Genomic DNA, 16,950 nt, shown 5'->3' on the forward strand with positions numbered 1-16,950 from the left:
CCGGGCGTTCCGGCCGGTCCACCTCTTGGGGAGAACAGATCATCATGTCCCTCGTCATGTCCCGTTCCACGTGGGTGACGGCCGTGACCGCCGCGTTCGTCGCGTCGGTCACGGCGGGGTCCGGCACCGCCGGCGCCCAGAGCGCGGTTCCCGCCGCGGCCGCGTCCCGCGGTGCTCATCCTGTCGTCGCGTCCGGGGCCGCGGCCGTGCCCTCGATCGGCCCGGGCTGGAGCGCGGCGGCGCTGCCGGTGAGCGGCACCGTCCTCACGGGCGTCGCCCAGCCCGACGCGGGCACCACCTGGGCCGCCGGTTTCCGCCTCACCCCGGCCGGCAAGGGCAGCCTGCACGCGCCGGTCCTGCTGACCCGGCAGGGCAGCGCGCCGCAGGGCTGGACCGAAACGCCCACCGCGCCTCTGCCCGCCGGCGCCGAGACCCGCTTCAACGCCGTGACCGCGCTCCCGCGCGGCGGCGGCTGGCTGGTCGGGGACGGCTCCGCACAGGCCGGCGGTATCGTCACCGAGCACTGGGACGGTACTTCCTGGACGCTGGTTGCCGCGCCCCTCCCGGACAATACCTACGCGGACGACGCCGGCATGGTCAGCGTGTCGGGCCGCGCGGCCGACGACGCGTGGGCGGTGGGCTACGTGCAGCTCCTCGACGGCACCGGGACCGCTCCGGACGGCCATACGCTCTATGTGACGCATCAGGCGGGCCTGGCCGAACACTGGGACGGCACCGCGTGGACGGCCGTGCGGCTCCCCGAGGTGGGCGGCGGCTTCCTGCTCACCGGCGTGACCGAGATCGCCGCGGACGATGTGTGGGCGGTCGGCAAGGACGACGACGACCAGCCGCTGCTGCTGCACTTCGACGGGCACGCATGGCGCCGCATCGCCACCCCGTCGTACGCGGGCGTGGGCGGCGCGCTGAACGCGGTCGCCGCGGGCGGGCCGGACGACGTGTGGGCGGTGGGCCGGGTCACGCGCGACGACGCCGACGCGGGCCACGCCCTGGTGCTGCACTGGGACGGCCGCGGCTGGCGGCAGGTCGCGGCGCCCGAGGAAGCCGGCCGGCTCAGCGCCGTGGCCGTCACGGACCAGGGGGTCGTCGCCGTCGGCCGCGACGCCACCGCGGACTATCCGGGCCCGGGAGCGGACGGTTATGCGATCCGCCTGTCCGGCGGCCGGTGGTGCTCGCTGGGCCTGCCCTCCGGCACGCTCTTCGACCCTTCGGGGGTGGCCGTCTCGCCGCAGCGGCAGATCACGGCCGTCGGCGTCGTCGCCGACCCCGGCCAGTCGGAGCCGCAGCCGATGGTGCTGACGAGCGGCGGCTGACCGGGGCGCGGCGGTGCGGTCACCGGTCGGCGACGGCTCTGGGGTCGACGTCGCAGTGAGCGATCTCCTCCACGCGCCCCGAACTGATGAGGGGTACCCGGAGGGTTGTCTTGTCCTTCGCGGGTACCGACACCTGGTCGCCCGTGTCGACGAGGGTGATGCCGCGCGCGTCCTTGAAGTTGATCTTCACGGTGAACAGGCCCTCGCGTCCGTTCGGGTTGCGGACCTCGACGGTCGCGTAAGGGTCCGCCACGCTCGCGCAGTGGACGAGCACCGCGGTGCCGTCCTTGAGGGGCTGGGCGGTGGCGTGGGAGGGGAACGCCGTGGGGGTGGACGGGTGGGTGGTCCGTGAGGGGTGTGATCCGCCGCCGCTGTCACTGGAGCTCGTCGCGGAGTCGGACGAGTCGCTGCCGCGCGGCGTCGGTGAACTGTCGTGGTCCTGGCGGGAGTTGCTGCAGCCGCCGCCGTCGTCGCTGTGCCCGCCGCTCTTGTGGTCATGGCCTGACGAGAAGCCGGTCAGGGCCAGCACGACCGTCGCCGACACCGCTGTGATCTTGAGTCCACGCCCCCGTGCATACATGCCGTCACTCTATCCACAGCCGTCACGGGCCGGCCCGAGTGGTCCCGTCGCAGGTCGCAGGGGCCGCGTCGGGCGGGTACGCGTCCGCGGGCGCGTCAGGTCAGAAGGGGGCCTGAACCGACGTAGGCGTGGGCGAAGGGGGCGGCGTCCGGGCCGTGGGTGATGCGGTGCAGGCCGGCGCGCTTGAGGCCGAGGGCGAAGCGGCGGGCGACCGGGTCGGTGACGTGGGGGTCCATCATCACCAGGCCCATGAGGCGGTGGGAGAACTCCTGGACCTGCCAGATCTCCCGCAGCCGCCGCTCGCTGTAGGTGTCGAGCGGCCGTTCGTCGCCCTGCCGGTAGTAGGTGATCAGCGCGCGGGTGAGGTCGGCGACGTCGGCGACGGCCAGGTTGGCGCCCTTGGCGCCGAACGGGGTGATGATGTGCGCGGCGTCCCCGGCCAGCAGCAGCCGGCCGTGGCGGAGCGTGCCGGGGATGTGCCCGCGCATCAGCAGGGTGCCGATGTCGCTGAGCTTTCCGATGGACGGGCAGAGGTCCTCGCCGGCGGTGGCCAGCCGGCGGGTGAGTTCCTCGCGGATCCGGGAGTCGGGCCAGTCGGCGGGGGTCTCGCCCTGGGCTATCTGGAGGTAGAAGCGGCTGATGCTGCTCGTGCGCGGCATCATCCCGGCGAAGCCGTGCTCGCTGATCGTGTAGACGACGCCCTCGGCGGGGCGGTCGACCTCGGCGAGGAGGGTGAGTGTCTCGTAGGGGAAGCGGATCGAGGCGGGTGGGGCCGGTGCGCCGTCCGGCCCGGTGTCGGGCAGCAGGGTGCGGGTGACGCCCTGGTGGCCGTCGCAGCCGATCACGAAGTCGCAGTCGACTTCCAGGCCGTCGCACACGACGCGCGGTGACGGTCCCTGCAGGCCGGTGACCTCGCGGACCGGGCGGGAGAAGAGCGGCGGCCGTCCCGCCGCGGCGAGCACGTCGCACAGGTCGCGGACGAGGAACTGCTGCGGGTAGACCCAGTGGTGGCAGCCGCCGGTGAGTGCCGCGTAGTCCATGCGCAGGCGCAGGCCGGGGACCTGGAAGTCGGACCAGCCGGCCCGGCGGCCCTCCAGGAGCAGGCGGTCGGCCAGCCCGTAGGCCTTCAGGTACTCGACGGTGCGGTGTTCCAGGACGCCGGCCCGGCCGCGCTGCTCGATGTGCTCGCGGGAACGCCGTTCGAGCACCACATGGTCGATTCCGGCCTGCCCCAGTACGGCCGCGGTGACCAGCCCCGCCGGCCCCGCGCCGACGACGGCCACCTGCGTACGGACGCGCTGCTGCACTTCTTGGCCCCCCGATCCCTCAAGTGCACTGCCCCGCCGGACGATACCGCCCCGGACCCGCTCGCGGAGGCCGCCCGGGAAGTTCGGCCGGGGCACGGCGGGCGGCCGTGCGGGGAGCCGGGGTCCTTTTCTGAGGGACGGCAGGTGCTGCGCGGGGCGGCCTTCGTCGGCGGCCCGTTGTCAGTGGTGGGCGGCAGGATGCCGGGCATGACGACTCCTGTTGCAGTGATCGATGATGCCGCCGGCTATGCGCGGGCGGTCGAGGATGCCGGGCGTGCGGCTGCCGCCTACTACGCCGGTGGCACGTCGTCTCTGGACGACGACAGCTACGACCGTCTGGTGCGCGCGATCGCCGCGTGGGAGGCGGAACATCCCGCGCAGGTGCTGCCCGGCTCCCCCACCGGCAAGGTCGCGGGCGGTGCGGTGGAGGGGGACGTGCCGCACATCGTGCCGATGCTCAGCCTGGACAACGTGTTCTCCGACCAGGAGTTCACCGCGTGGACGGCCTCTGTGGGCAGGCGGATCGGTCGTGAGGTCACGCGGTTCCATGTGGGGCCGAAGCTGGACGGGCTGGCGGTCGCCGCCCGTTACAGCGGTGGCCGCCTCACCCAGCTGATCACTCGGGGGGACGGGACGGCCGGGGAGGACGTCTCGCACGCGATAGGCACCATCGAGGGGCTGCCCGCGGCCCTGGCCGAGCCGGTGACCGTGGAGGTGCGGGGCGAAGTCCTCATGACCACCGTCCAGTTCGAGCACGCCAACGAGGTGCGCACGGCGCACGGCGGACAGCCGTTCGCCAATCCCCGTAACGCGGCCGCCGGCACGCTGCGGGCCAGGGAGCGCGCCTACACGGTCCCGATGACCTTCTTCGGCTACGGCCTGCTTTCCGTGCCCGGCACCGACCCGGTCCTGGCCGAGCGGCTGAAGGCGGCCGCGCACAGCGAACTCATGGAGCTGGCCGCCGCGTTCGGGGTGCACACCAGTGCCCGAACCGCCGTCCCGGACACGGTCGCCGCGGATCCCGGGCAGGTTCTGGCCCGGGTGAAGGAGATCGCCGCCGCGCGTGCGGACCTGCCCTTCGGCATCGACGGCATCGTCGTCAAGGCCGACCTCGCCGCCGACCAGGAGGCGGCCGGGTCCGGCTCCCGCGCGCCGCGGTGGGCGATCGCCTACAAGCTGCCGGCCGTGGAGAAGATCACCCGGCTGCTGGAGGTGGAGTGGAACGTCGGCCGTACCGGGATCATCGCCCCGCGCGCCGTCCTGGAACCGGTCGTGATCGACGGCTCCACCATCACCTACGCCACCCTGCACAACCCGGCCGACATCACCCGTCGCGGTCTCCTCCTGGGCGACCACGTCATGGTGCACCGCGCCGGCGACGTCATCCCCCGGATCGAGGCTCCCGTCGCCCACCTGCGCACGGGCGACGAGAGGCCCGTCGTCTTCCCCGAGCACTGCCCCCGCTGCCAGTCCGACATCGACACGAGCGAGGAACGCTGGCGGTGTGCCCAGGGCCGCAACTGTCACCTGGTCGCCTCTCTCGCCTACGCCGCAGGCCGCGACCAGCTCGACATCGAGGGCCTGGGCCGGACCCGCATCGTCCAGCTCGTGGACGCGGGCCTGGTCACCGATCTCGCCGGCCTGTTCGCCCTGCGGCGCGACCAGTTGCTCGGCCTGGACCGGATGGGCGAAACCAGCACCGACAACCTCCTCGCCGCGATCGACAGGGCCAAGGGACAGCCGCTGGCGCGGGTGCTGTGCGCGCTCGGCATCCGCGGCACCGGCCGCTCCATGTCCCGCCGCATCGCCCGGCACTTCGCCACCATGGACCACGTGCGCGCCGCCGACGCCGAGGCGATGCAGCGGGTCGAGGGCATCGGTGCGGAGAAGGCTCCCTCGATCGTCGCGGAACTCGCGCAGCTCGCCCCGCTCATCGACGAACTCGCCGCGGCGGGCGTCAACATGAGCGAGCCCGGCGCGATGCCGCCCTCGGCCGCCGAGACCGGCCCCGACAGCGAAAGCGGCAGTGGCAGCGCGGCTGACGCGCCGGCCGGGTCGGGCCCGCTGGCCGGCATGACGGTGGTCGTCACCGGCGCCATGACAGGAGAGCTGGAACGGCTCACCCGCAACGAGATGAACGAGCTCATCGAACGGGCCGGAGGGCGCTCCTCCTCCAGCGTCTCGAAGAAGACGACGCTCGTCGTCGCCGGCGAAGGCGCCGGTTCCAAGCGGGCAAAGGCCGAACAGCTCGGCATCCGCCTCGCCGGCCCGGACGAGTTCGCCGCCCTCGTCGCCGGCCTCCTGGGCTGAGCGCCGTCCCCGGCTCCCGCGGCAAACGGGGGCCGGCTGGAGCGGCGTCGAGCCGCGGCATCAGCAGGCCCGCGCCGCAGGCGGCCATGAGGGTACGGCGGGACAGAGCCCTTCGGTCGCTGGTCGTCACCGCGCCGGCATGGCGTACCGCCACCGTGGCTACCGTCCCACGCGACGCGTTCGAGGTTGCGACCCCTCGCGCAGGCTCATCAGTAGCGTGACCGTGTGCCTCCTTCCCCGCGAGCGGTTCGCAGGGTCCTGGCCGGTGTGACGGCCGTCGCCGCCTCGGCGCTGACGCTGCTGGGCACGGCACCGGCGGCCGTCGCCGGCCGCGGCCACGCGGCGCCGCCCCCCGTGCGTGCCGCCCTGGTCCGTCCCCTGCCCGCGGACGGGCTGCGTGCCCTGTACGGGTCCGAGAACCGCACCCTGCCCACGCGGCGGCGCGCAGTGGCGCTGACTTTCAACGCCGCCTGGCAGACGGAGGGCCTGGAGACGGTGCTGCGCGTGCTGCGCCGGTACCGCGCCCCGGCATCTTTCTTCCTCACCGGTGACTTCGCCCACCGCCATCCACAGGCCGCCCGGGCCATCACGGAAGCCGGATTCGGCAACGGACACCAACGGCTACCTCGGCCCGGCCGGCGGCATGACCGTGCGGAAAGTCGTCCAGCGGGCCCTGGACGCCCTGCGCCCCGGGGAGATCATCGAGATGCACGTCGGCTCCGACGGTCAGAGCACGGTCCTCGACGCCGACGCCCTGCCCCGGCTGATCCGCGCCATCCGCGCCCGCGGCTACGACATCACCGACCTGCGCGGCGTCCTCGGCGGGGACGGCGTCGCCCGGGGAGGCCGTGTTCGGCTGCGTTGAGGATCTCGGTGCGCAGGCGGGCGCAGTCGGTCATTTCGCGGGTGTGGAGGGCGGGGTTCAGGGTGGCGAGGGGGGCGAGGCTCTTCTCGCAGGCCGTCACCTCGCGCAGTGCCTCGTCGAAGGCGCCGGTCCAGGCGAGGGTGTCGGCGAGGTTGTAGTGGCAGGTCGCGACGGCGAGCGCGTACTGCTCGGGCTCGGTGTGCGGTTGTGTCCCGTGTGTCAGTTCCAGTGCCTCGCGCAGGTGGGGCAGGGCCTCGCGCTGGTGGCCCAGCAGGGAGAGCGCGGCGGCGTACCGGGCGAGGGTGCTGGCCAGGGCGGACCGGTCGGCGGGCAGGCCGCACACGTCGAGGAGTATCCGGCGCAGGGCGGCCGCCTCGCCGAGGAGGCCTTCGGCGCGGTCCGCTCGCCCGGCTTCCAGGCATTCCTGGGCATGGGCTTCGAGCTGGGCCGCCACGCTGTCGCCGTGCTGGGCGGGGTCGCGGCGGACCAGGAGGCGGCGGACGAGCATCACCCGGCGGATCGTCGAGCGCGCCGACCGGCGGCGGCCGAGGGCGAAGTAGAGGTCGACGGCGGCGGACAGCAGGGCGGCGTACTCGCCCAGGTGGTCGCCCGGGAGGTTCTCGATGTCGCGGTCGTAGTTGCGGACGGCCCGGTCGACGAGTCGCTTCGCCCTGCGCAGGTCGTCCCGGTGGCCGGGGTTTCCTTGGGCCGGGTCGATCAGGTTCTCGGCGAGCATGATCTGGGCCAGGGCCTCCACCCGGGGGCGGGAGATCTTGTCGCGGACGAGTTCGGAGCCGGTCTTCAGGCACTCCTCGGCGGCCTTTCGCGCCTCGTCGCGGCGGCGCAGTCGGGTCAGGACGGCGCCGTGCTGGAGGAGGGAGCTCCAGAGCAGTTCGTTCGGGGCGCCGGCGTCCGCCGCGAGGCTTCGCCGGATGGCGAGTCCGCGGCGGATGGGTTCCAGTGCCTCTTCGGGCCTGTCCAGGGAGACGAGCGTGGCGCCGAGGTCGTTGAGGACGACGGCCAGGTTGGCCGCGGCGACCGGGGTGGCCAGGCTCTGCGGCCGGTCGGCCACGGCGAGCACGTCGCGCAGGACGGCGAGCGCCTCCTCGGGCCGGCCCAGGGCCCGCAGCCGGTTGGCACGGCCGACGAGGCTGCCCAGGGCGTCGTCGCCGAGGACGTCGGGCCGCTCGTCGGCGAGCTGCCGCAGGGTCTGTGCGGTGGCTTCGGACAGCGTCTGGGCGGCGGCGCGGAACTCGCCCTTGCGGCCGAGGGTGCGCGCGAGTTCGGCCTCGGCGTCCGCGAGGCGTTCGAGTACGAGGGGATCGCCGTGGCGGGCAAGGGAGTTCAGGAGGGTGACGCGTTGTTCCTGGAGGGGGTGCGCGGCGTCGTCGTCGCCGCGGCCGGCGAGGACACGGGCTCGCTCGCCGAGGATCTCGGCCTCGGCGAGGGCCTGGTCGGCGGGGGTGAGGGTGCCGGCCGGGCCGGCGGCCAGGTCGAGCGTGACCAGGGCCTGGTCGAACTCGGCACTCCAGCGGTGCGAGCGGGCCTTGGTCAGCAGCGCGGCGAACCATTGGGCGGGGGTGGCTTCGGCCTCGCCCGCGTCGTACAGGCGCAGTGCCTCGTCGCATCGGCGCAGGGCCGTGTGGTGGTCCCCGGCGGCCTGGCGCCATCCCGCCTCGTGCACGAGCGCGGCGGCCCTCGGGGTCGGCGGCAGGCCGCGTGCGGCGGTGGCGGCGGTGCGGGTGGCCCATCCGGCGAGTACCCGGCTGCGTCCCGCGCCCAGCCGGTCGAGCAGGTCCAGCAGCAGTGCGGGGTCGGTGTGGGGTGCGTCGGTGAGCCGGTGCAGGGCGTCGAGGAGGGGCTGGGGGGATTCGGTGAGGGTGGCGGCCTGCATGACGGTGGCGGCGAGGTGCGGTTCGCGGGCGAGGGCGTGGTCCAGGGCGCGGGCGACGGGGTTCCAGTGGCGGGGTGTCTCGCTGACGCGGGAGAGAGTGACGAGGGCGGCGAGGAGGGTGGGGGTGGCTGTCGGCGCGGTACGGCGCTCGGGGCCCGGTGGGGCGGGGCGGGGGCCGGGGTTCGCGGCGGGCGCCGGCTCCTGGGTGCGGGAGGGCCGCGGTGCCGTGCCGGTCCTCGCCAGCGTCAGCAGGGGCAGGGCCGCCAGGTCCGGGTCGGCCCGGGTCCGGTCCCCCACGTGGTACTCCCCCAGGCGGTCCGGCTGGAGGGCGCCCCAGCAGCTGTCACCCGGGGCGGGGTACATCTCGGCGAGCCAGGCCGTGCCCTGGTCCAGGGTCGGGGCGTCCGCCGTGCAAAAGCCGGGTGAGGAGCGCAGCAGGGGTGCGGCGAGGGCGGGTTCGGCGCCCGCGGTGAGGACCGCGGTGGCGACCGCGTCGGCCAGGGGTACGGGGCCCGCCTGTGCCAGTCGGGGCCGGCCGGCGGCGCTGTCCTCCCAGTAGGCGCGTTCGTGCAGGAGGAGTTGTTCCTCGACCCGCAGGCCGGTGTCGTCCGGGCGGGTCGCGGGGTGGGTGGCGAGGAGATCGGTGAGGGCGGTCATGTGCAGGGTGAGGGCGCTGCCGTACTCGGGGGCGCTCACATCGCGGGGGACGACGAGGGCGACGCGGCCCGTCCAGTCGCCGGTGGCGTCGCGCAGCGCGCGGGGCAGTGCCTCGGGCAGGCGCCGGGCGAGGTCGGTGAGGGCGTCGCGGTAGTGCGCGTCGCGGTCCGGTAACCCGGTCAGCGCGGGCAGTTCGTGGTGCAGGGCGTCGTAGGTCAGGTTTCGTGTCTCGCGTGTGCGGGTCCTGAGCTGGTCCCACCAGCCGCCCGTGGTGTCGCCCCTGCCCCGGGCGGTGAGCAGCAGCCGTACCGGGGGGCGGCCGTCGGGCCGTCGGTCCAGCACGGTGAGCAGGGCGGTCAGCTGGGTGATCCGCAGTTCGGCGTAGTCGGCGACGAGGATCAGCGGGCGGTCCACCTCGGCGAGCACGCCGAGGTCTTCGGCCGGGCCGCGGTCGTCGAGCCAGCCGCAGACCCAGCCGTGCCGGTCGCGCAGTCGCGTGCACAGTTCGCGGGCGAGCCGGGATTTGCCGGCGCCGCCGGGCCCGGTGAGGACGGCGAGCCGGACGCCGTCGCCGTCGCACCAGTGGTCGGTCAGCTCTCCGAGGAGATGCTCGCGGCCGTGGAAGCGGACCACCTCGGCGCGCTGGTCCAGCAGCGTCGCCGGGGAGCGGACCCGCCAGTTCGCGGCGGGTGTGACAAGGTGCTGCAGGTCGGCGGGCTCCCATACGGGTGCGGCGGCGGTGTGCCGGGTGACCAGGTCCGTGAAGTGCGGGTCGGCCAGCAGCGCGTACGCCGGTACGGCTTCCCAGCGCGGCAGGCTCCAGCCGCTGACGTCGCTCACGACGACGCCGGTCAGCAGGGCGCCGCTGAAGAGGGCCGCGCCGGACTGGCCGCTCCAGGGTGAGGGGGTGCGCCGGGCGGGGTCGGCGGGCGGGGCGCTGGCGAGTTCCACGGTGTAGCGGTGGGAGAGGGCGCCGGTGCCGGGGGCGAGGGTGGCGCGCGGCTGCTGGAGGTCGAGGCCGCCGTCGGCGCGGCGTCCGGCCTGGGGGTAGCCGGCGACGTCGCAGGGCTGGTGGCGGGCGGTGACGAGGCGTCCCCAGCGGGCGGGGGCGACCTGTTCGCGCAGGTCTGTCTCGGCGAGGAGCAGGGCCGCGTCGACGTGGGTGGCGCCGCGCCACAGGACGGTGCAGGGTACGGCGCGGCCGCCGGGTACCTGTACGTCGCAGGTGGTCCGTCCGGCCAGGACATGACGGGCCGTCAGGACGAGTCGGGGGCCCAGGAGATAGCCGGTTCCGTTGCCGCCGTAGCGCTGCTGTGCGCCCGGCAGCAGGACCGCGACCGTACGGCTCAGTTCCATCCGTGCCCCCCTCGCCGTTCCCCGTTCGCCGGCGTTCGCCTGTGGCGGGTTACCGGGTCAGCCCGTCCGTGCCGGTCAGGCCGTCCGTCGGGGCGTCGCTGTTGCCGATGCGGATGCCCTCGCCGTCCCGGTCCACCGCGCGCAGGGTGAACGCCAGTTTGTGGGCGGTGGTCTCGGACCTGGCGGCCCCCGCCTCCCCGGAGACGACCCACGCCTTGACGGACCCCTTCCCGCTGTGTTCCCGGCGTAGCTCGACCGTGAACTCCAGGGAGATGTCGCCGAGTTCGAAGCGCACACCGCAGTCGGCGGCGCGATCGCGGGCGGCGGTCAGTTCCGCTCGGAGGTGGTCGATGGCCTCGCCGACGGTGATGTCGTCCATGGGGTCACCGTAGCGACGTGCCCGGGGGGCTGTCCCCGCGACGGCGGAAGCGGTCAGCCGGCCCGGCCCGCCAGGGTGGGCACCAGGTCGCGCTGCGCGTGACGGACGTACTCCCGCAGGCGTTCCCACCCGTCCTCCTCCCCCGCCAGCCGGGTGCGCAGCCCCCAGGCTTCGGGCAGGGCGTGCTCCTTGACCCAGAGCATGTAGGCGCACACCGTCTCGCGCCGGTCGCCGATCGCCTCCAGGCGGCGGGCGAGGGCGCCGTCGTGGCGGGCGCGGGCGAGTGCGGCGTACAGGTCCACGACGGCGTAGTAGCTGAGCATGGCCTCGGTCGTGCGGTTCATGCAGGCCAGCACCACTGTGGCGTCGTGCCGGGCCTGTTCCTCCAGCCGTCGTGTCCGGCCGGACCGGCTCGGCCGCCCGGGGTGGAGGTGGCGCCGGATGTTGTCGAAGTCGGGTCTGTAGGGGCCGTCCTCGCCGGCCCCCAGGATGAGGGCGTTCATCGTGTGGACGTAGGCCGCGCAGTCCGCCTGCGTCTCCAGGCGTGCCTCCCGGGGCAGTCCCGCGGTGAACGACACCAGGGGCGGCTCGGCCCCGTTGCCGAGTCTGCCCTGGAGGATCGGGGTGAGTTCGCGGGCGATGAGGAAGAGTGAGCAGGCGTCGAAGACCACGCGGGGGTCGGTGGGGCCGTAGCGGCTTTCGTCCTTGGGCAGGGCCATCGGGATGAGGGGGCGGGGCGGGAGCAGGGCGGCGGCGCGCGGGGGCCGCCAGGAGCGCAGGTAGGAGGCGACGGTGGCGTCGATGTCGGCCCAGGTGCGGTCGCGGTCAAACGTGCGGGAGCCGGGAGCGGCGGGGGCGGGTGCCGCTTTCGCCGTGGCGGTGAAGAGGGTGGGCAGGGTCCAGGAGATGTTGGCCATCAACTCGGCTGTCTGGGCCGGCAGTGCGATGACGAAGCCCTGCCGGCCGTCGGTGAGGGGGTGGGCCAGTACCCGGGACTCCGGTTCGGTGGACGGCTGGACGAAGACCTCGACGGTGGAGGCCGCTCGCCGGGCCTCGTCCAGACCGGGTATGCGCAGGTCGCGCGCGCGGTGATCGCCGTCGTCGGTACGGGAGAAGGCGTGGACGAGCAGGAGCAGGTCGAGCAGTCTGCGGGATCCCCCGGAGATGTCGGCCAGTTGCCGCGGGTTGTCGAGCAGGGTGCCGGTGGGGTCGGCGCCGACGACGAAGTCGGGGTCGGTGAGGACACGGGCGAGGCGGGTGGCCTCGGCGGCGAGTTCGGCGCTCTGGTCGTCGCGGAACATGACGCTGGGCGGGTAGGGCAGGGGGTCCGGGTCCGGCGCGCCTTGTGCGAGCAGGCCGTTGAGGGCGGAGCACAGGGCTGCGGCGTCCCGTACGGGTACGTCGCGGCGCGGTTTGCGGATCACGATCTGCCCCTGCTCGACGCGGGGATCGGACCGTACGACGACGTCGGCCGGTCCTGCGGGGCGTACGGCGATGCCGTGCCGGAAGCGGTGACGGAGCGCGGCGACGGCGTCCGCGAGGGCGGCGGTGGTGGCGGTGCCGGTGAGGATGTCGTCGCCGGCGGCGGGGGCGCCCGGCGGGCGCAGGTCCGCGTAGGCGACACCGGCGCGGCTCAGCACGTCTGTCGCGGCGGCCGTCTCCTCGCGGTCCGGTGCGGTGAGGAGATGGAAGACGACCCGGGCTCCGGTGCCGGCGCCGGTGGTCGTCGGTGTCGTCGCTTCCTCCATGCCTCGACAGCATGGCGGCGGCGCAGCGGTGAATCAACCGGCCGGAGGAACACGCCTCTTCGCCGCCTCGCCGGCCGCTGCCTCTCCTGCCGCAGCGGCGCTGACGGGGTGGTGGCCGGGGCGGCGAGGGCGGCCGAATGTGTCCGGGATGTGTGAAAGAGCCGGAACGCGGCCGGTCCGGGCCGCACGGCGGGATACTGGGGCTTTCCGGCGGCGAAGCGAGCAGGGGGCGTACCGGTGAAGTCTGCGGAGAAAACGGGTCGTCAGGGTGCGGGCGGGGTGCGGGGTGCGCGGCATGCCGTCGTCGTGGGCGGGAGCCTCGCGGGGCTGCTCGCGGCGCACGGCCTGGCCGGGCATGCCGACCGGGTGACCCTCGTCGAGCGCGACCGGTTCCCGGACGGCGCGGGGCCGCGGGCCGGTGTACCGCAGGGCCGGCATCCCCATGTTCTGCTGGAGGGCGGGCAGAGGGCGCTGGAGTCGCTGCTGCCCGGCTTCCTGGCGGAGCTGCGGACGGCGGGGGCACCGCGCGTGGGCATGCCGTCGGACCTGGTGCAGTGGCAGAACGGGCGCTGGTTCCGGCGGCTGCCCGCGACGACGCACATCTACACCGGTTCCCGGGGGCAGTTGGAGGAGCTGGTGCGGCGGCGGGTCCTCGCCGATCCGGTGATCAGCGTGGTGGAGGGGACCGATGTGGTCGGGCTCCTCGGGGACGCCTCGCGCGTACGGGGCGTGCTGCTGCGGGAGCGCTCCGGGGATGCCCGCGGGGAGGAACGGGCGCTTGAGGCCGACCTGGTGGTCGACGCCTCCGGCGGCGGTACGAAGGCCCAGCAGTGGCTGAAGGCGATCGGGGCCGAGGCCGCGCACGAGGAGACCATCGACACGGGTCTCGCGTACGCCTCCCGCGTCTACCGCGGCAGGAGCGGCGTCCTCGACGGCGACACGCTCGGCTACTACGTCTACCCGAGCCCGGACCAGGTCCACGCGGGGGGTGCGCTGCCGCTGGAGGACGGCACCCACCTGGTCATCCTGTCGGGGCTGCGCGATGACCAACCGCCCACCGGCGACGAGGAGTTCGTGACGTACGCCAAGAAGAGGCTGCCGCATCCGCTCCTGCACCAGTGGCTGGACGAGGCGGAACCGCTCTCGCCGGCGTTCGGCTACCGGCGGACCGCGAACATCCGCCGCCGCTACGACCTGCCCGGCCGCCGCCCGGCCGGCTTCCTCGCGACCGGTGACGCGCTGTGCAGGTTCAACCCCGTCTACGGGCAGGGCATGGCCGTCGCCGCGATGAGCGCGGTCGCCCTGCGTGACGCGCTGGCCGATCCGCGCCGGGTCCCCACGACGCGGCGCGTGCAGAGGGCGCTCCTCGCGGCGTCCCGGCAGGCGTGGGACATCTCCGCCGGGGCGGACCGCACGATGCCGGGCGCGGTGGGCACCGCCGTCGCCGCCAAGCCGGCGGACCGCGCCGCCGACTGGTATCTGCGGCGCGTTCTGGACCGCTATCCCGGCGATCCGGTGGTGGGGCCCGTCTTCCGCTCGGTGCTGGGCCTGGGCGCGCCCGTGACCGCCCTGTTCGCTCCGCCCGTGGTCCGGGCCGTCCTCTTCCGCCCGCCCGCGCCGACACCCGCCGAGCCGCCGGCGGCACCGGAGGAGCCCCGGGGCTGAGCTGTGCCGGCGGGGCTGCCCGGGCGTCATGGCGGCCGGGCAGCCCCGCTCTCACGGTGGTGCCTGCCGCGCGGGCTCAGTCGATCCGGACCGTCGCGGTGGCGGTGGCGGCGTTGTGGGCGGCGTCGCCGGCGTAGGTGACGGTGTAGGTGACCGTGCCGCTCGCCGGGGGGACGTCGTCGATGGTGAAGGTGTTCAGGCTGCTGACGCCGGCCGTGCCCACGGTGACGCCGTCCGGTGAGGCCGCGTCCGTGCGGGTCACGCGCACCTCGGTGGCGTCCGGGATGGCGAGGGGCGAGTCCAGCGTGCCGGTCAGGGTGAGCGGCTCGTCGCGCCGGGCGGTGTCGGGTGCCTGGAGCGTCAGGGTGGTGTCCGCCTTCGCGGGCGTGGTCACGTGCAGGGTGACGGGGCCGCCGCCGCTGGGCTGGGTGAGGGCGAACAGGTCGCTGGTGAAGGGATCCCAGGCGAGCCCGGCGGGGACCACGTCACCGGAGAGGTCGTAGGTGCGCAGGGCCGCGGGGTCGCCGGGGAGGAAGAGGGACAGGTCCTGCGCGGTCGGTCCCGCCGAGCCGGTGACGATGCGGCCGTCCACGGAGGTGACCACGGCGTCCGGCGCCGCCGCGGTCGTACAGGTGCCGTCCGCGCCGAGGTCCGAGGTCCTGAAGAGCCGGGCGCCCTGGGACGAGGTGCCGGCGGTGACGATGTCCTTGCCGTCGTTGGTGAGGGCCATGTCCGACAGGCCGGCGCTGCCCGGGTCGACGGGCTGCGAGGTGTACGCCGTCGGCACCGGGGTGCTCGGCGTGGCGTCGTAGACCTGCAGTTCGGTCACGCTCTGCCCGGTCTGGGTCCGGCCGGGCGCCCCTGCCACCAGGGTTCCCGAGCCGCCCATGACGAGGAAGGGTGCGGACTGCCAGCCGTGGGGCCCGTCCAGGTCGAGCCTGACGAAGCCGTCGGACTCCACGGAGCCGAGCTTGCCCACCAGTGAGGTGTCGTAGCCGAACCACAGCCTGCCGCCGTCGTAGGCCAGGTGCCGTGGCTCGATGCCGCGTCCGGTGGAGTAGCGGGCCGTCTCCTGGAGCGTCTGGGTGTTGATCACGGAGATGGCGTCGGCGTCCGGCAGCGCCACGTAGAGGAAGGTGTCCGACAGGGCGAGTCCCGCCGCGCCGGGCTGCTCGGGGATATCGGTGACGACGGAGCCGGCGTAGTCGGTGACCAGGACGCTGCTGTCGGCGGGATCGCTGATGTACAGGCGCTGGTGCTCGTGGTCCACGACGATGTCCGCGGCCGAGGAGATCGGCAGTTCGGCGGTGGCGGGTTCCGCCGCGGCCCGGGCGGTCGCGGCGGGGCCCGGCAGGGCGAGGGCGGACAGCAGGACGACGGGCAGTAACGCTTTGCGGGCCGAAGAGCTGACGGGCATACGGGTCTCCCTGAATGGTCCGGGGCGGCGGGAACCACTCCCGCCACACCTCGCACACTAGTTCGCACCACTGACAGGCCCCCGGGCCGTCGTCAGACGGGGATCAGGCGGGCATCAGGGCGCCCGGCCAGCATGGATGGCCTCTGCACAAGCCCACGGAGGTCAGCCATGTCCGAACGCTCGGCCGAGCTGCCCGAGTGGCCGATGCCGCGCTCCTGTCCTTTCTCGCCGCCGGACCAGTACGCCGCACTGCGCGAGCGGCCCCCGGTGAAGGTGCGTATCCGCGGGGGCGAGGCGTGGCTGGTCACCCGGCACGATCACGCCCGGCTGGTCCTGAACGATCCCCGGTTCACCGCCGACGACCAGCATCCCGGTTTCCCGGTCCGGGTCCGGCTGCCGCCCGCGCCCCGCATGATGTCGTTCAACCGCATGGACGACCCCGATCACGAACGGCTGCGCCGGATGGGCACCACCGAGTTCACCGCCCGGCGCACGCGCCGTCTGCGGCCCTGGGTGGAGGAGATCGTGGGCCGGCTCCTGGACGAGCTGGAGAAGGGGCCCAACCCGGCCGACCTGGTGACCGGATTCTCCCTGCGGCTCCCCTCGCTGGTCATCGGCCGGCTGCTCGGCGTGGCCGAGGGCGACGAGGCCGTCCTCGCCCGGCAGACCGAGACCGTGCTCTCCCAGGAGGCCGAGCCCGAGCGGATCCAGGACGCCTACCTGGGGATGACGCAGTACCTGGACCGGCTCGCCACCGACCGGGAACGCAGTCCGCGCGACGATCTGGTCAGCCGGCTCGCCACCCGCTACGTCGCCACCGGCGAGCTGTCCCACGAGGATCTGGTGGCCATGGCCCGGATGTTCCTCGTGGCGGGACACGAGACGACCGCGCACCAGATCACCCTGAGTGTGCTGAGCCTGCTGAGGGCACCGGAGCAGCTGGCCGAGCTGCGCAGGGACCCCGGGCTGTACCCGGCCGCCGTCGAGGAGCTGCTGCGCTACTGGTCCATCCCGCAGGACAACCAGGCCCGGGCCGCCGCGGTCGACGTGCACCTGGACGGGGCGGACATCCGCAAGGGGGACGGGGTGATCGTGGCGATCCCCGGCGCCAACCACGACGAGTCGGTCTTCCCCGGCGCCGCGAACCTCGACGTCCGCCGCGACGCCCACGGGCACGTCGCCTTCGGCCACGGCAAGCACCTGTGCCTCGGTGCCCCGCTGGCCCGGATGGAACTCGAGATCGCGCTGCGTTCCCTGTTCTCCCGCTTCCCGGCCCTGCGCCTGGCCGTGGAGCCGCAGCGGGTCGCCTTCCGGGAGAACTCCATCGTGTACGGCATCAAGGAACTGCCGGTCGCCTGGTAGCCGGGGCCCGGCCGCGGTGCGTCAGCGGCCGGTCAGACGAGTATCAGACGGGCCCGCGAGTCTGCGGGCGTGTGCGGCT

11 protein-coding genes and 1 pseudogene are annotated in these 16,950 nt (G+C 74.2%); 6 read left to right on the plus strand and 6 right to left on the minus strand.

Translation table 11 applies throughout. The features are described 5' to 3' along the window. Window positions 1-56 precede the first annotated feature (56 nt). Window positions 57-1,331 carry a hypothetical protein gene (locus tag AB0927_RS14185; RefSeq protein WP_366667844.1) on the plus strand — a complete coding sequence of 425 codons (1,275 nt, stop codon included), beginning with the start codon at window positions 57-59 and terminating at the stop codon, window positions 1,329-1,331. Between the two features lie 19 nt (window positions 1,332-1,350). On the opposite strand, the gene AB0927_RS14190 is transcribed toward AB0927_RS14185, so the two are convergent. Both AB0927_RS14190 and AB0927_RS14195 read right to left on the minus strand, forming a co-directional pair. Continuing rightward, window positions 1,351-1,875: a hypothetical protein gene (locus AB0927_RS14190; RefSeq protein WP_366667845.1), complete on the minus strand. Its 525-nt coding sequence runs from the start codon at window positions 1,873-1,875 to the stop codon at window positions 1,351-1,353. A 131-nt stretch (window positions 1,876-2,006) separates the two neighbouring features. Continuing rightward, window positions 2,007-3,218 carry an FAD-dependent monooxygenase gene (locus AB0927_RS14195; protein WP_366667846.1) on the minus strand — a complete coding sequence of 404 codons (1,212 nt, stop codon included), beginning with the start codon at window positions 3,216-3,218 and terminating at the stop codon, window positions 2,007-2,009. A 198-nt stretch (window positions 3,219-3,416) separates the two neighbouring features. On the opposite strand from AB0927_RS14195, the gene ligA reads away from it, so the two are divergent. The 3 genes and pseudogenes from ligA (at window position 3,417) to AB0927_RS14210 (ending at window position 6,393) form a co-directional block, all read left to right on the plus strand. Beyond that, window positions 3,417-5,528: an NAD-dependent DNA ligase LigA gene (gene ligA / locus AB0927_RS14200; protein ID WP_366667962.1), complete on the plus strand. Its 2,112-nt coding sequence runs from the start codon at window positions 3,417-3,419 to the stop codon at window positions 5,526-5,528. Between the two features lie 447 nt (window positions 5,529-5,975). Further along, a pseudogene (locus AB0927_RS14205) lies at window positions 5,976-6,071 on the plus strand (polysaccharide deacetylase family protein); the annotation flags it as partial. 100 nt (window positions 6,072-6,171) lie between these two features. Then, the gene (locus tag AB0927_RS14210) at window positions 6,172-6,393 is read left to right on the plus strand and encodes a hypothetical protein (protein WP_366667969.1); all 222 of its coding nucleotides are present in this window, start codon (window positions 6,172-6,174) and stop codon (window positions 6,391-6,393) included. Here AB0927_RS14210 and AB0927_RS14215 read toward each other — a convergent pair. From AB0927_RS14215 to AB0927_RS14225, 3 genes are read right to left on the minus strand one after another with little or no spacing between them, the layout of a single operon-like run. Continuing rightward, the gene (locus tag AB0927_RS14215) at window positions 6,326-10,300 is read right to left on the minus strand and encodes a tetratricopeptide repeat protein (RefSeq protein ID WP_366667847.1); all 3,975 of its coding nucleotides are present in this window, start codon (window positions 10,298-10,300) and stop codon (window positions 6,326-6,328) included. The genes AB0927_RS14210 and AB0927_RS14215 overlap by 68 nt on opposite strands. 49 nt (window positions 10,301-10,349) lie before the next feature. Then, window positions 10,350-10,679 carry a trypco2 family protein gene (locus tag AB0927_RS14220; RefSeq protein ID WP_366667848.1) on the minus strand — a complete coding sequence of 110 codons (330 nt, stop codon included), beginning with the start codon at window positions 10,677-10,679 and terminating at the stop codon, window positions 10,350-10,352. A 53-nt stretch (window positions 10,680-10,732) separates the two neighbouring features. After that, a complete protein-coding gene (locus AB0927_RS14225; RefSeq protein WP_366667849.1) occupies window positions 10,733-12,427 on the minus strand; it encodes a hypothetical protein in 1,695 nt (564 codons plus the stop codon). Window positions 12,428-12,733: 306 nt separating this feature from the next. Between AB0927_RS14225 and AB0927_RS14230 the strand changes: the two genes are divergently transcribed. Continuing rightward, complete coding sequence (locus tag AB0927_RS14230) at window positions 12,734-14,092, plus strand: FAD-dependent monooxygenase (protein WP_366667963.1); 1,359 nt, start codon at window positions 12,734-12,736, stop codon at window positions 14,090-14,092. Window positions 14,093-14,168: 76 nt separating this feature from the next. Here the strand turns inward: AB0927_RS14230 and AB0927_RS14235 are convergent, their stop codons facing one another. Beyond that, complete coding sequence (locus AB0927_RS14235) at window positions 14,169-15,509, minus strand: hypothetical protein (RefSeq protein ID WP_366667850.1); 1,341 nt, start codon at window positions 15,507-15,509, stop codon at window positions 14,169-14,171. Between the two features lie 168 nt (window positions 15,510-15,677). Here AB0927_RS14235 and AB0927_RS14240 point away from each other — a divergent pair, with 168 nt between their 5' ends. After that, window positions 15,678-16,871: a cytochrome P450 gene (locus AB0927_RS14240; RefSeq protein ID WP_366667851.1), complete on the plus strand. Its 1,194-nt coding sequence runs from the start codon at window positions 15,678-15,680 to the stop codon at window positions 16,869-16,871. Window positions 16,872-16,950 lie beyond the last annotated feature (79 nt).

This window comes from Streptomyces sp. NPDC048106, assembly GCF_040706415.1.
Lineage (GTDB): Bacteria > Actinomycetota > Actinomycetes > Streptomycetales > Streptomycetaceae > Streptomyces.

Coding starts and splice junctions, on each gene's coding strand:
- AB0927_RS14225 (WP_366667849.1), bottom strand. CDS start 12,427: ATGGAGGAAGCGACGACACCGACGACCACCGGCGCCGGCACCGGAGCC.
- ligA (WP_366667962.1), top strand. CDS start 3,417: ATGCCGGGCATGACGACTCCTGTTGCAGTGATCGATGATGCCGCCGGC.
- AB0927_RS14235 (WP_366667850.1), bottom strand. CDS start 15,509: ATGCCCGTCAGCTCTTCGGCCCGCAAAGCGTTACTGCCCGTCGTCCTG.
- AB0927_RS14220 (WP_366667848.1), bottom strand. CDS start 10,679: ATGGACGACATCACCGTCGGCGAGGCCATCGACCACCTCCGAGCGGAA.
- AB0927_RS14185 (WP_366667844.1), top strand. CDS start 57: ATGTCCCGTTCCACGTGGGTGACGGCCGTGACCGCCGCGTTCGTCGCG.
- AB0927_RS14240 (WP_366667851.1), top strand. CDS start 15,678: ATGTCCGAACGCTCGGCCGAGCTGCCCGAGTGGCCGATGCCGCGCTCC.
- AB0927_RS14210 (WP_366667969.1), top strand. CDS start 6,172: ATGACCGTGCGGAAAGTCGTCCAGCGGGCCCTGGACGCCCTGCGCCCC.
- AB0927_RS14215 (WP_366667847.1), bottom strand. CDS start 10,300: ATGGAACTGAGCCGTACGGTCGCGGTCCTGCTGCCGGGCGCACAGCAG.